The sequence below is a fragment of the Nostoc cf. commune SO-36 genome (assembly GCF_023734775.1).
In the GTDB taxonomy this organism is placed as follows: Bacteria; Cyanobacteriota; Cyanobacteriia; order Cyanobacteriales; family Nostocaceae; genus Nostoc; species Nostoc commune_A.
Genome location: NZ_AP025732.1, coordinates 5336508 through 5351290, shown reverse-complemented (window position 1 = coordinate 5351290; position 14783 = coordinate 5336508). Strand labels below are relative to the sequence as shown.

Annotated in this window: 12 protein-coding genes and 2 pseudogenes; 9 read left to right on the top strand and 5 right to left on the bottom strand. The window is 40.3% G+C overall.

Going from position 1 to position 14783, the window contains the following annotated elements; all coding sequences use genetic code 11:
* Positions 1-21 precede the first annotated feature (21 nt).
* Together ANSO36C_RS24215 and ANSO36C_RS24210 are read right to left on the bottom strand one after the other, a co-directional pair.
* Positions 22-1058 (bottom strand): annotated as a pseudogene (locus tag ANSO36C_RS24215) (helix-hairpin-helix domain-containing protein).
* Positions 1059-1221: 163 nt separating this feature from the next.
* Positions 1222-2247 (bottom strand): multicopper oxidase domain-containing protein, encoded by a 1026-nt coding sequence (locus ANSO36C_RS24210; RefSeq protein WP_251956588.1) that lies wholly within the window; start codon positions 2245-2247, stop codon positions 1222-1224.
* 599 nt (positions 2248-2846) lie between these two features.
* On the opposite strand from ANSO36C_RS24210, the pseudogene ANSO36C_RS24205 reads away from it, so the two are divergent.
* From ANSO36C_RS24205 to psb27, 8 genes and pseudogenes are all read left to right on the top strand, one after another.
* Positions 2847-3534 (top strand): annotated as a pseudogene (locus tag ANSO36C_RS24205) (energy-coupling factor ABC transporter permease).
* Entirely contained in the window at positions 3521-3823 is a 303-nt protein-coding gene (locus tag ANSO36C_RS24200) for an energy-coupling factor ABC transporter substrate-binding protein (RefSeq protein ID WP_251956587.1), read from the top strand. Before ANSO36C_RS24205 ends, ANSO36C_RS24200 begins: the two are co-directional and overlap by 14 nt.
* Entirely contained in the window at positions 3820-4632 is an 813-nt protein-coding gene (cbiQ, locus tag ANSO36C_RS24195) for a cobalt ECF transporter T component CbiQ (protein WP_251956586.1), read from the top strand. The genes ANSO36C_RS24200 and cbiQ overlap by 4 nt, the downstream gene beginning before the upstream one ends.
* Positions 4607-5437 (top strand): energy-coupling factor ABC transporter ATP-binding protein, encoded by an 831-nt coding sequence (locus ANSO36C_RS24190; RefSeq protein WP_251956585.1) that lies wholly within the window; start codon positions 4607-4609, stop codon positions 5435-5437. Before cbiQ ends, ANSO36C_RS24190 begins: the two co-directional genes overlap by 26 nt.
* Positions 5438-5597: 160 nt before the next feature.
* A complete protein-coding gene (locus ANSO36C_RS24185; protein ID WP_251956584.1) occupies positions 5598-7199 on the top strand; it encodes a glycosyltransferase family 39 protein in 1602 nt (533 codons plus the stop codon).
* A 102-nt stretch (positions 7200-7301) separates the two neighbouring features.
* Complete coding sequence (gene cofH / locus ANSO36C_RS24180) at positions 7302-8444, top strand: 7,8-didemethyl-8-hydroxy-5-deazariboflavin synthase subunit CofH (RefSeq protein WP_410174630.1); 1143 nt, start codon at positions 7302-7304, stop codon at positions 8442-8444.
* Positions 8445-8697: 253 nt separating this feature from the next.
* A complete protein-coding gene (locus ANSO36C_RS24175) occupies positions 8698-9393 on the top strand; it encodes a phosphatase PAP2 family protein (protein ID WP_251956583.1) in 696 nt (231 codons plus the stop codon).
* A gap of 57 nt (positions 9394-9450) precedes the next feature.
* Entirely contained in the window at positions 9451-9855 is a 405-nt protein-coding gene (gene psb27 / locus ANSO36C_RS24170) for a photosystem II protein Psb27 (protein WP_251956582.1), read from the top strand.
* 234 nt (positions 9856-10089) lie between these two features.
* Here psb27 and ANSO36C_RS24165 read toward each other — a convergent pair whose 3' ends face one another.
* From ANSO36C_RS24165 to ANSO36C_RS24155, 3 genes are all read right to left on the bottom strand, one after another.
* Positions 10090-10344 carry a type II toxin-antitoxin system HicA family toxin gene (locus ANSO36C_RS24165; protein WP_251956581.1) on the bottom strand — a complete coding sequence of 85 codons (255 nt, stop codon included), beginning with the start codon at positions 10342-10344 and terminating at the stop codon, positions 10090-10092.
* A gap of 172 nt (positions 10345-10516) precedes the next feature.
* The gene (locus ANSO36C_RS24160; RefSeq protein ID WP_251956580.1) at positions 10517-11872 is read right to left on the bottom strand and encodes a (Fe-S)-binding protein; all 1356 of its coding nucleotides are present in this window, start codon (positions 11870-11872) and stop codon (positions 10517-10519) included.
* A 63-nt stretch (positions 11873-11935) separates the two neighbouring features.
* Complete coding sequence (locus ANSO36C_RS24155) at positions 11936-13249, bottom strand: FAD-binding oxidoreductase (RefSeq protein WP_251956579.1); 1314 nt, start codon at positions 13247-13249, stop codon at positions 11936-11938.
* A gap of 636 nt (positions 13250-13885) precedes the next feature.
* Between ANSO36C_RS24155 and msrB the strand changes: the two genes are divergently transcribed.
* Entirely contained in the window at positions 13886-14380 is a 495-nt protein-coding gene (msrB, locus tag ANSO36C_RS24150; protein ID WP_251956578.1) for a peptide-methionine (R)-S-oxide reductase MsrB, read from the top strand.
* Positions 14381-14783: the final 403 nt, after the last annotated feature.

The following is a 14783-nucleotide window of genomic DNA, read 5'->3' as shown; positions in this document are numbered from 1 at the left end:
GCTTCCCATTAAATCAAAATGTTATCGCTGTGCTTGGGTATTGGATCTATTAACCACTTTTTGAGAGTTTTCCTCAATGGTTTTCACCAGTTTGGTAACATCATTAGCAGTTTTGACTGCTTTTGCTGGTGGGATGGCGGCAGGCCAAACTTTTATGAGTTCAACAAAACTAGCATCGATCGCTTTGTGTGCTTCGGGATCTGCTTGAGCTACTTGACTAGAAATTCCTTTGTATAAATCATTGGCGTAAACGACAAAACCACGGGAGTCTTGATACTCAATTGGCGCAGTTATTTTACCATTTGCGATCGCAGCGCCATATTCGGAGTTAGCTGAATCTAGTAGTTCGTTAATTACCTGTAGCACAAATCCTGGTTTTGAGCGTTGATCTGCTGGCAAAGCTGCGATCGCGCCATCAACTGCTTGCACTGAAGAAGTAAAATTAGTTTTAACTTTGCTATCCTTCGGACTAGATTTCACTAAATCTTGCAAACTCACCAATGTTGTCTTAAATTCTTTGACTTTACGCTCATTCAATTGTTCTTCTACGTCAACATATATTTCCTCAACTGGATGTCCAATATGAGGTTCTGCCTGTTTCGGCTGATTCTGATCCAGCAGTTCTTGTGCTACCAAAAGATGCCCTTTCATTAAGCCTAATTTAGACATATAGTCAACATCTTTTGCCTCACCGGTAAGTACCACTTCTTGAACACCAACCTGGTCTTTAATTTGGTCGAACTGTTCTTGAGTAATTACTTTTTTAGTAACTAAATCTTCTGGGCTGCCATAAGGACGAGCTGCCTGGATTTTGTTCGATAAAGCCGGGACACCTAGTTTAGCTTCAAATTTATCTAATTCTGACAATATAGCAGTGTTAATGTTAATTTTTTCTTTGCCACCGTGACCACTGTGACTGTTTACTACTTACTGCCTCTGTAGCTGGGGCTAGCAACTGGTGCTGATGGATTTTCTGCGGTTGGTGTACTGCTACAGGAACTCAAGGTAACTATTACGGCGGCGGCTGCTGTTAAACAGATATAACGAAGTTTTATCATCTTTGCTCCTCGCACAAATAAAAAGGTATTAATGGGAATATGTCAAACTATTGCTATAAGCTAGTTTGTTTGACACAGTGTCATAGACTTTACTGTTGCATATAATGATATTTTTTATCAACTAATTAGCTGAACTTTAATAAATTAATTACAAATTATCTAGTTAAGACTGTTTGACAGGATTTTGAGAGTTGCTCTGGGCAAGTACTTCAAATTGACCCATGCAACCATTTTCTGCGATCGCATCCTGGTGGGGATGGAACATATACTTACCTGGATAGCGAAAAGCAAATTCTAAGATGTGCCTTTCTGCTACACCCATCGTAATCACATCAGTTTTCTCGCTAGGAGTCATACTCATGCCATAGCGATAAACATCAAAGAAGTTGGCGTGGAGGTGAAAAGTCACTGCCGGATCGTATTCAATGATGTTGAGGACATACAGTCGAATCAACTGATCTTTGTAAATCGGAATGGGATGATGCATGTAATAGTGGGGCAGACCATTGAAGGCGTAATAGTCATTATGGTTATCATCATTCACGTCATACCCACCCATCACTAGTACAATTTCATCAGCCGGCGGACGGGGGGTAGGTGGATCAATGATGAACATTCCATACAGCCCCTTAGCTATGTGACGGGTGACTGGTTCAATATGGCAGTGGTATAAGTGAACGCCATAGGGTTCAGCATCAAATTCATAAATCGTGGCTTTGCCGTTGCTAATTGGGCGAACACCATCCATTTCTGCTGGATGAACGCCATGAAAATGCAAAGAGTGAGAATGTCCCGCGTTGTTGAGAAATAGTACCCGGATGCGCTCGCCCTGTTTGGCCCGTAGCGTTGGCCCTGGTATGCGACCGTTTAAATCCCAAATGTTGTAAGAGACAGCACTATTGAGTTTTATTATGGAAGTACCCGCAGTTAACTGAAATTCCCGGATAGTCCGCCCATTTTCTTGCTTTACCGTCCCATAGTCAAAATCCCTTAACATCTTCATCGGGTTAGTAACGTCGTCTGGTGCTTCCATAACAAACGGTGGCACTTTGACGATTGATTTACTTTGTAGATTTAGCATCTGCCAAAGTCCAGCTGCACCAGTTACTCCAGCACCTGCTAGTCCTAGCTGCAATAATTGACGGCGGCTCCAGGGTTTTCCGTTACCTAGAACGAAATTGTTGGGCATGACATTAAGTTACGATTAGCGCCAAAAAAGAATTGCAAAAGATTTGCAATTGCTTTTAAATACTAGAGGAATTAATAATTATTGTCAATAATCGTAAATACTTCAAAACTGCTGCTTTAAGTTATTAAATTTAGATCAAGCCAGAACCAGTCCGTGAAAATCCCAACCAATGATTCGGATTTTAATCAGTATTTATTTTTCAAATTATGTATAAAAAATATTTTAAGCAAACTAGCTTTTCATACCTATTTTCTATTTGATTGATATGCTTATTGCTTTAGCAGTACTTAGAATACAAACAATGCGTATAATAACACCTGGGATATGGACGAAACTAAGAGACTGTTGCTATGCTGTGGTGCATTTTATTTACTTAGAGATGAGATAAATAGCGTTTCCATAACATTGTCAGTACTTGCAATTTTTAATTTTGAATAGTTTATTGAGAGCGTCCACCGATTTAAACTGAATCTTTAAAATGTATTTGCGAGGTATACAGCGTGCCAAGAATTCTTCTCAAATCAAAAGGCGTATCACTAATTTTGATAGGTATTTTGAGCTTTTATTTAGTTGTTGGAGCGTCTACACCAGCCTATGCCATGCATATTATGGAAGGCTACTTACCAGGGAATTGGGCAATTTTTTGGTGGGTAGTGGCGTTACCATTTTTTATTTTAGGATTGCGATCGCTGACTCGGATCACCCAAGCCAACCCAGAACTCAAACTACTCTTGGCATTGGCGGGAGCTTTTACTTTTGTATTGTCAGCGTTGAAACTTCCTTCAGTCACGGGTAGTTTCTTCCCATCCCACAGGTACAGGGTTAGGAGCAGTGCTATTTGGCCCGTTAGCTATGTCGGTGCTGGGGGGACTAGTTCTCTTATTTCAAGCGCTGCTGTTGGCTCATGGCGGCTTGACGACATTGGGGGCAAATGCTTTTTCGATGGCGATCGCAGGCCCATTTGCTGCTTATTGGATATATCATTTGACGATGCGGCTAACTGGTAAGCAAAAAATAGCTATATTTTTAGCAGCCGCCTTGGGAGATTTACTCACCTACATTATTACTTCCGTGCAACTTGCTCTTGCTTTTCCCGCACCCGTAGGTGGATTTATAGCCTCATTTACCAAGTTTGCAGGAATTTTTGCGATTACTCAAGTTCCTCTGGCAATTAGTGAAGGTTTGCTAACTGTATTGGTGTGGAATTGGCTACAATCTTATACACCTCAAGAACTAGAATTGTTGAAATTAATCAAAGGGGAACCTCAACACAATGAAACAGTCTAAGAAGGGATTGAGTAATTGGCTGTTGCTATTAGGAGTAGTGGTATTGGCAGTAGCACCACTAGTATTAATTAAAGGATCGGATTTTAGTGGCGCAGATGGTCATGCTGAAAATGCAATCAAAGAAATTCAGCCCGAATATAAACCTTGGTTTAATTCATTAATTGAGTTGCCCGGTGGAGAAGTTGAAAGCTTATTATTTTCCGTGCAAGCGGCGGCGGGTGCTGGAGTAATTGGTTATGTAATTGGGTTGTATAAAGGGCGATCGCAGCATCAAAGGAATAAGGAATGAGTCTGCAAATAGATACTCTTGCATACACTAATCGGTTGCGGTGGTTAGCACCAGAGCAGAAATTACTGTTTGCGATCGCTCTGTTGATCATCGCTGCTTTTAGCCATCCCCTAGTTCAAGTTTTGATTGCAGTTTGGATGAGTACTTGGACAATTATATATGCAGGGATTCCTAGCAAAATTTATTTCAAACTAGTTTATGTTGCTACTTTATTCTGGTTAACAAGTTTACCAGCTTTAGTGATCAATGGCGTAAATATTTCGCAGTTACATTTAGTGCAAACTGATTCAGCCACAGGGTTGGATATTGGCTCTTATTATGTGTACATCAGTATTCACGGTATTGAACAGGGATTGATGATTTTAGCACGAGCGATCGCGTCTCTTTCCTGCTTATATTTCATCATGTTAACTATCCCCTTCACCGAACTTTTACAAGTTCTGCGCCGCGTGGGTTTTCCTGCGCTGTTAACCGATTTATTATTACTAATGTACCGTTTTATTTTTATTTTATTAAACACATCTGCCGAATTATGGATTGCCCAACAAGCTCGTGGTGGCTATTGCAGTTTTAATATTGGGATGAAAAGTTTAGCTCTGTTAATTGGGCAATTACTCAAACGAACTCTAGAAAACTATCGTCAAGTATCCTTGACTTTGGCATCACGGGGGTTCAATGGAGAATTTAAAGTTTGGCATCCTCATCGCTACCATCTATCTAAGCGATATGCCATCGAAGCAATTTTAGGATGTGCGTCATTAATCGCCTTGGATTGGTACGATCATGCAACAATTTTTACTCGAATTTGAGCAGTTATATTACACTTATCCAGGCGCACAACAATTAGCTTTGAATAGTTTAAATCTAAAAATCCCTTTTAACAAAAGATGTGCGCTAATCGGACAAAATGGTTGTGGTAAAACTACATTATTTTTATTAGCTAACGGTCTATATAAACCTCATAAAGGTAACTTGTATTGGCAAGGAAAACCTCTGCGATATGACCGTCAATCACTGATAAAATTACGCCAACAAGTAGGGCTAGTTTTTCAAGATCCAGAGCAACAACTGGTAGCTTCTACCGTTGAAGAAGATATTTCTTACGGCTTGTGTAATTTAGGATTGCCAACAGGAGAAATAAAACAGCGAGTCGAGCAAGCCTTAATAGAATTTGGACTTACTGAACTAGCTCAAAGACCAGTCCATCATCTTAGCTTAGGACAGAAAAAGCGAGTTTCCATAGCTGATGTCATGGTATTAAAACCAGAACTACTATTGCTAGATGAACCAACAGCATATCTAGATAAGTTACATACTCGTAACTTGATGACAACTCTAAAAAAGATTCATGCAGATGGTACAACTATACTCATGGCAACCCATGACCTGGATTTAGTTTATCGTTGGGCAGACTGGATATTTGTAATGGATCGGGGACAACTTGTAATGGAGGGAAAACCACAAGATGTGTTTAAGCAGCGTGAAGTTCTCGAAGATTTACAGCTAGGAGTGCCATTGATCTATGAGATGCTATTTGCTGAAGGATTACCCGAAGAAGAACCAGTTTTAGAACGTTTGCGACAAAGGATATTTAACTTATTCCGTTACTTCTAGCTTTTTGATAATTCACCCCATAAAATCGAGGTAGAAGCAAATCTTGTTGATATGATTGTAACGGTTTTTGAATTGATTAATCTTAAACATCTGAACAACTGCTTGATAAACTCTGCTAGGTGACTTCATGAAGCTTAAATTTGCGGTATAGTTAAAATTTATGATAAACAAACAATCATTAATTGCAAAATATTTTCCCCCTATTGGGCTACAATTTTTAATTATTATTTTGTTAATATTAGGGATATTTTTTCGCTTCGCCTATCTAGATCGAAAAGTCTACTGGCATGATGAAGCTTATACCTCATTAAGAACTTCTGGTTACACTAAGACAGAATTTGTTCACCAAGTGTTTAGTGGGCGTGTGTTTGCTGTTGGAGATATACAAAAATATCAACAGCCTAATTCTGAAAAAGGTTTAATTGATACAGTTAACTCTTTGGCAATGGAAGATGCCCAGCATCCTCCACTTTATTACGTGATGGTTAGATTATGGATGCAGCTTTTTGGCAATTCAGTAGCGACTACGAGAAGCTTGTCAGCCATAATTAGTTTAATAGCCTTTCCTTGCATTTATTGGTTGTGCTTAGAATTATTTCAGTCACCCATAACAGCATGGATAAGCGTAGCTTTGCTAGCAGTCTCGCCTTTCAATGTGCTGTACGCCCAAGAGGCAAGGCAGTCGAGTTTGTGGATAGTGACTACTTTGTTAGGGAGTGCTGTTCTGCTGCGAGCAATAAGACTGGGTAGCAAGCAGCTTTGGGGAATTTATGCAGTAACAGTGGCACTAGGATTATACACTTTTTTGTTTTCTATATTGATAGCGATCGCTCACGGCATTTATGTATTTGCCGTTGAAAGCTTTCGATTCACCAAAACAGTTAAAGCTTATTTAATAGCAACTATTATCGGGTTTTTAGCTTTCGCTCCTTGGATTTTAATTGTTATTAATAGCTTGTCTGAAATTGAGCGCACAACAGCCAGTACTCAAGCTAGGCAATCTGTATCAGCTTTGGTTTCTGGTTGGATTAGCAATATTAGCTATTTATTTGCTGATTTTTGGCGCTACGAACCATTTTTTCCAGATTTGAATTTGCCAGTTTTGCGCTGGGGTCGATTTTTAATTCCCTTACTACTAATCTTGGTAATATACTCATTCTTATTTCTTTATCGTCAAGCAGGAACACGAGTTTGGTTATTTGTTTTTCTCTTAAGTGGAGTACCTGCTTTAGCTCTCATTTTGCCTGATTTAATTATTGGAGGTAAAATCAGCTTGCGAGCTAGATATGTCATTCCGTGTTATGTGGGCATTCAGCTAGCTGTTCCTTACTTGCTGTCCGCTCAAATTAGTTCTTCTAAGTTAATAGCCCGCAAATTTTGGCAATTAGTAATGGTAGTAGTAATTTCCAGTGGGCTTATATCCTGTGTTGTTAGTTCTCAAGCCGAGACATGGTGGAATAAAAGCAGCCATGCCAATCCTCAAATAGCTCGCATCATCAATAAAGCTAATAACCCACTATTAATTAGTAGTAATTATTCTCTAAATATTGGAGATATAATGTCTCTAATTAATCTGTTAGATCATCAAGTGAAAATGCAATTGGTAATTGAACCAAGTCTGCCAAATATTCCTGATAGTTTCAGTGAAGTATTTTTTTATAATCCTTCTAAAGAATTGAGATATGAACTTGAGAAGAAATACAAACTAGTCGAGGTTTTCCAGTATAGTAGGCTGTGGCGGCTAGAACAGAAAAGCAGCTAGATTTTCTCTAGCTGCAATTCTTCTAAGCTTGATATATTTAGTAAAAGTTTTTATTATTTCCAAAATTATAAAATTAATATTTACAGAGAAATTAAGAAAGTAATGCTGACAAAAATTACTGTTGAAAAAATTCTTGACCATGCCTTGATGGGATACGACTTATCTCCCGAAGAGGGAGTGGTATTGTTACAACAAACTGACGAGGAGGCGATCGCAGCGATACGTGATACATCCGATACACTCCGCCACACTCAAGCAGGCGATACGGTTACATACATAATTAATCGTAATATCAACTTTACTAATATTTGTGAGCAGCACTGTAGTTTTTGTGCTTTCCGTCGAGATGATAGTGATGCCGATGCATACTGGTTAGATTCGGCGCAAATTTTGGAAAAGGCCACAGATGCGGTGCAACGGGGCGCGACGGAAATCTGTATGCAAGGGGGGTTAAATCCACAAGCGCTGATAAATGGTAAATCTTTGCCCTACTACCTCAAAGTCGTAGAAACCATCAAACAGGAATTTCCTCACATACATCTCCACGCTTTCTCTCCCCAAGAAGTGCAATTTATTGCCAGACTTGACGGGCTTGAATATGCTGATGTGATTACTGCTTTGCGCGATGCTGGTGTTGGCTCAATGCCAGGAACAGCAGCCGAAGTATTAGACGATCAAGTAAGGCGGATACTGTGTCCAGAAAAGATTGACACAGCCACTTGGCTAGAAATTGTCAGCACCGCTCACAAATTAGGCTTGCATACCACTAGCACGATGTTATCTGGGCATATTGAAACCCACGAGCAGCAAATCGGGCATTTAGAAAAATTGCGATCGCTCCAAAAAACCGCCATTAATCGGGAATATCCAGCAAAGATCACAGAATTTATTTTATTACCATTCGTTGGCCAAGAAGCCCCCAAATCCTTACGTCGCCGCGTCGGACGCGATCAACCAGTTTTGAGTGATGCACTACTGCTAGGCGCTGTGGCGCGGATTTATTTAGGTAATTGGATTCCCAACCATCAACAGAGTTGGGTAAAACTGGGGCTTGCGGGTGCGACAGAATCCTTAGCTTGGGGTTGCAACGATATCGGCGGCACATTGATGGAGGAGCATATTACTACAATGGCAGGTGCTTTGGGCGGTACGTGTATGGAAGTGGAAACCTTGCAAACTGCGATCGCTTCTTTAGGAAGACCTTACCAACAAAGAGATACTCTTTATCAGAAAATTAAGAGTTAAGTTACTTCTAAAAAATAAATAGATATAATTATGCCAAATTATTTGTACATTTGTAGGGGCGCGAAAGTTTGCGCCCCTAGGATGTTTTTTTCAACTGGAAGTACCTAAGAGTAGCTCTTTCAAGGTGGGTAACAATTTTGGCAAAAACTTCCTCCTTAATCTTCTTACTCTGCGTTCTCTGCGCCTCTGTGGATAAAAAAGCTCCAGAAGACTAACTGTGCGTAGTCCTTCTAATGATGAATTACATTAAAGTATGCTCCGACAAATTTCTAATTTCTGGTTGCGTAATATATATCCTCGTTTGGCTCCCTTAATTGCCACAATTGGCATTGTTGGACTTGCTAGTTGTTTGCTCATTCTTTTTTGTTTAGCACAACTGGCTGAAGAGGTTTTGGAGCGAGATGCTTTTACATTTGATACTACTTTTCTCTTATGGCTACATCAGTTCGCTAATCCCAATTTAGATAATTTAATGCTGTTTATTACAAATCTTGGTAATCCTAATACAGTGATTGTAGTTGCAGGCATTACTTTATTATTACTTTCGTGGCGACGTTACCGAGAAGAAGCAAAATTTTTTGTACTTGCTTGCTTAGGAGCATTAATTTTAAATACAGGGCTAAAGTTGTTTTTTTATAAACCCCGCCCGGAACTGTGGGATCGCTTAATTACTGAAAAATCTTTTAGTTTTCCTAGTGGTCATGCACTAGGTTCGATGGTGCTTTATGGTTTTATTGCTTACGAACTGGCAACTCACTATCCTAATTTTGCCAAAGTTATTTATAGTTTGGCGGTTATTTTAATTGTTGCTATTGGTATCAGCCGCTTATATTTAGGAGTCCATTGGCCTACAGACATAATTGCAGGTTATGGAGTCGGTTTTTTGTGGCTGATGATATGTATTACGATGCTTAAATTGCAAAAATTGAGGCAAAAAAACTTTAATTGATCCCCAAGTTACCAATCCAAGATACTATGGACATTGATTTACGTATTCTTTTACTTAATGCATATGAAGCGCTATTGGTCGCGTTTGCTTGCGCTGGTTTTGGTTGTAGCTATCGGCTTAATGGGTTGTTCTGGCAGTCCAGATAGCTTGACTGGGGATTATCGTCAAGACACCTTAGCTGTGGTCAATATTATGAGACAAGCTTTGGATATTTCACAAGATTCATCAGACAAAGCACAAATTCAAGCAGAAGCGCGTCAAAAAATTAATGACTTTTCAGCTCGCTATCAGCGTGTTAACTCTGTTTCTGGTCTTGGCTCCTTTACAACCATGCGAACAGCCCTCAACTCCCTGGCTGGACACTACAGTTCTTATCCAAATCGTCCCGTACCTGAAAAACTTAAAACTCGTTTAGAGAAGGAGTTACAGCAAGTAGAGACAGCACTGAAGCGTGGTGGTTAGCTGTTAACTACTGTCTATTCCATCATCAAAAGTCAGGAGTCAAAACTTTTGACTCTTGACTGTTTTGCCAAATTAATATATTGGTAAGTTTTAAATTTTTAACTAAACTCATTGATTAAATACACTACAAATCTTCTTCTTGGCAGATAACGGCTTTAATTTTCATCGCTAATCATCTTTACAAGATTGCGACTAATATTTTAGCTTTTAGCTTCAAGGTGTGCGCGATCGCTTTTAGTCCAAATCTTCTTCGGTAAGTCCAGCATCTTTCATAATGCTTTTCAAAGTTCCAATCGGTAAGTCTCGATTACTATGAACCAGAACGGAGAGGATACAGCACTTCCGGCAGCTATGAGGTACATCCTCAAAGCTAAAAGCTATGTTAGGAGAGAGGCAATAAGAAAAACTGTATTGCATAATAGCGGGAAGCGCTGTAACATCAACACCTTCTTTTACGTAAATATGATGACTGCCAGTAATCGGTTTCAATTCCTAACCCTGCCGTTCCAAAATTTTACAAAGTGCTTTACCTGAAACCGCTTTCATAGCGATATTTCAACCAGCTGTATAGTAGGGAAGCACAGCTGTGCTTCCCTACTTGTGGTTTTCTGGCTTTATTAAGAGATGACAGAAGTAAATGCATAACGCAAAAAGCAAACGTCTATAATTTCAACTTTTCACCACGAATTGAATAATCTAACAATTCCATCGGATGAATAACTGAAATCTTCTTACCTTGCAACTGCAAATGCTTTGTAATTTGCAAAGTACACCCCGGATTAGCAGAAGCAATTAACTCAGCACCAGTATTCAACAAATTCTGCACTTTTTGCCGACCCAATTCTTCAGCAACTTCCGGTTGCAGCATATTATAAACCCCAGCGCTGCCACAACATAAAGCCGCGTCTATTGGTTCTCTCAACTTCACCCCTGGAATTTGTCGCAACACCTGACGCGGTTGGACGCTTATCTTTTGCCCATGCAATAAATGACAAGCATCTTGATAAACTAAATTCAAAGGTTTATCAGTCACTGATGAAAGTTTCGCTGTTAAGCCAACAGTTGCCAAAAACTCTTGAGCATCTTTAACTTTAGCGGCAAAATCCTTTGCCTTTTCCCGATACTCTGGGTCACTTTCTAAAATGTGACCGTATTCTTTTAAAGTATGACCGCAACCAGCAGCATTGATAATTACGAAATCTACATCCTCGTTGGCAAAACTATCAATCATTTGCCTTGCTAAAGCTTTTGCCTGTTCTGTTTGTCCTTGGTGTTCGGGAAGTGCTGCACAACAGCCTTGAGATTTGGGAATTACAACTTCACAACCATTGGCTGTTAAAACCCGCACGGTTGCTTCATTCACGGGGGAGAAAAACAGCCGTTGCACGCATCCTAAAATTACCCCGACTCGGTAGCGCTTCTCACCTTGGGCGCGAATAATAGTAGGCAAATTATCCTGAAAAGATTTGAGAGTAATTTCTGGCAGAATTGATTCCATTGCTGCCAAACGGGGCGATATTTTATTGAGTAAACCCGTAGTACGAAAAAATTTAGCAAACCCCAACTTTTGATAAACCAACAACGGAACTAATAAAACCCGTAAAAGATTGGGATAAGGAAACAAAGAAAATATCAGTTGACGAAAAAATTGGTCTGGTAAACTGCGAGGATAATTTCGTTCAACTTGGTGACGAGTTGCAGAAATTAACTTGTCATACTGGACACCAGAAGGACAAGTACTTACACAAGCAAGACAGCCCAAACAAGAATCAAAATGTTCTACAGTTGCCGTATTTAAAGCAATCTCACCCTCATTAATTGCATCCATTAAATAGATGCGTCCTCTAGGAGAATCCATCTCCTTGCCAAGCACCCGATAACTCGGACAAGTCGAGAGACAAAATCCACAATGGACACAACTATCAATCAACTTCGGGTCAGGCGGATGACTCTCATCAAACCCCTTTAAATTCTTTAAACTAGCCGTATTATTAACAGAATTTTCGGAAACTTGCATAATTAATTCTTTTCCCCTCTTCCTTTGCGTCCTTGGCGTCCTTGGCGGTTCGTTTCTTATTTCTTAAATCCCACCCACAAACCGCCCAGGACTTAAAATATTCTTACTATCAAACTGTTCCTTAATACGGCGCATTAAAGGCAAAGCATTCCCCGTATAACCCCAAACATCTATTTGTTCTTTAACCGCCACTGGTGCTTCCAGAATTGTTAAAAAACCACTACTCGCTTGAGTGCGATCGCGCACTATCAAAACTTGATTTTTACTCTCTAATTGTAACAAACCTAAACCACTACTAATATGAATCAAACCCAACTCCACCTGAGTCAAAATCTCCACAGCATCAGTAGGTAACACTCCTATTTTGCAGGTAATTACAGATTCTCTAGCAGTAGTATGTATTCGTTCTTGCAATCTCTGCCATAGATTAGCTTCATCATCATCGGCAAAAATTGCCCCATTCAAACCTAACTTTTGCCCTACTTCCAAAACTCGGTTTGACTGTTCTTTAACACTCTCACTAATACTTTGAAAGCGAGCAATTAATCCAAGTCCTTCACCCAAACCTAAGCTAGACACCAATTTAGCTGATAGCAAATCAGCCTGAACTGGTGTTAACGCCGAACCTCGAAGAATATCAGCCGCTTGAGATATAGCCTCAGCTTTACCAGTTAATATTACTGTCCCCGATGCCTCTGCTAGCGGATACAGGCGGAAAGTTAGTTGACTAATTAAGCCTAATGTGCCATAAGACCCCGTAAACAACTTCATCAAGTCATATCCGGCAACATTTTTTACTACTCTTCCCCCAGCTTTGGCGATTTCTCCATCAGCACGAACAAAGGTAATACCTAGTAACTGGTCACGCACACTACCATAACGTTGCCGTAGAGAACCTGTATCACCTGTGGCAACAATACCGCCAATGGTTGCCGATTCTGGCGCTGTGGGGTCAACGGCGAGAAATTGCCGCGACTTTGCCAAAAGTGCTTGCAAATCGGAGAATTTCATTCCAGCTTCTACGGTGACAGTCAAATCACCAACAGCGTGTTCAATCAGTTGGTTCATGCGTTCTGTACTGACTACAACATCAACGCCTTTAGCTAAACCGCCCCAGCTAAGTTTACTGCCACTACCACAGGGGAGGACGCGCCAGTTATTTGTATGAGCAATGGCGATGACTGCGGCTAGCTGTTCTTGAGTGCGGGGATAGACAATACAACTGGGGGAATTTCCAGAAACTATAGCCTGCTGAATACGTTTTTGCTGACTGAGTTCGATATTTTCCCAAAGACAAACAGCATTTTCTTCGCCGACGATAGATGCAAAATCAGAAGCGCAGACGGCTTGCGGTCTGTCATTAGACATTGCTTTCATTGAGTTTATTTTTTTACGCCCTACATCTAATTTACTGGCTAACCTGACCAAAAAGCGCATTGCTACTAATATACGGTGACTTTAGCAATGCCTACGGCAAACTGCGCCAGCGATCGCTTGTAATCAGCGCCAAATAAAAGTAACGTGAGTTTGAGAGCGATCGCTACTCTTTCGGGCGTTGCATAAATGCGGAATAAATCAGTTAAACACGGGTACTTATTTATACTTTAAATAGTGAAGTAACAAGCGAATTGAGTATTGCCGAAAACTATACTTGCTATTGTCCAAAATTAGGTCAAATAGGACTTACGCAAGAGTTACGGAATAACGTAGACGCTTCTCTACGAGACGCTACGCGTAGCTTGCTTCCCGAAGGGTACGGCTTGCCGCAGGCTACCACAGAGGCGCAGAGTACACGGAGAAATCAGAGTTGGAGAGAGATTTTGCGTAAGTCCTATCAAATAGATCGGATTCCCGCCTACTGTTTGTTTGAAAAATAATTTGTCGTTTCTTAGCTGATTTTAAGGAATTTATCAGCGTTTATTCAGAGCGATCGCTGATTATAGTCATTAATGTAGGGAATCCCGTACTGGAGTTGATTGTCCAGTTAACGCGAAAATAGAAAATAATAGATATATGGACAAACGGTATTTTTTACAGGCTAGTGCAGTAATAGTCGGCACAGCATTGCTATCAAGGTATATCAATTGGGGGTCAGAAGCGATGACAACTTCTAAGAGTGGATTTGAAGTTACCAAACTAGAGTCAGAGTGGCGCACCATTTTAACGCCAGAACAGTTTAATGTATTGCGTAAACATGGGACTGAACGTCCTCACACCAGTCCACTGGATAAGGAATACGACCAAGGCACTTATTATTGTGCTGCGTGTGAGCTACCACTGTTTACATCTGATACCAAATTTAACAGTGGTACTGGCTGGCCTAGCTTTTTTAACCCGATTGAAGGTGCGATCGCTACTACTGTAGACAGGTCGTTGTTTATGAGCAGAACTGAAGTGCATTGTAGTCGCTGTGGTGGTCATTTGGGTCACGTTTTTGATGATGGCCCCGCACCCACTGGTAAACGCTACTGTATGAACGGTGTTTCGCTGAAGTTTGTTCCTGCTTGATAAGTTGCGTAGGCGCAGCCCATCGTAGACATCGCACCCATTAACCTAAATCGTCCTATTTGTTTGGCTCTTTTTTCTCCTTTTTGTCTTTGGGATCTTTTTTAGGTTTTTTAACTTCTTTATTACTTTTTCTTTCCTTAGACATCAGTGTTCTCCAACTAGGCTAGGTTAATCAGTGAAAGCTTCCACATTTTGCTCTCAAGGAATCAGGAAATGGTTTACCTGATATTCTTTTAAGGCAAAAAAGTAAAGTTTCAGACAGAAATGCTGCTAACTACCATGATACGGTGTTGTTTGATTTTCTTCTGATAGCCTTATCTATTTATTTGAACCACAATCTTCTGTTAGGGCGCATAGCTAGCTGTGCGCCCTAATACTGGTAAGGTGAAAATATTATTAACGC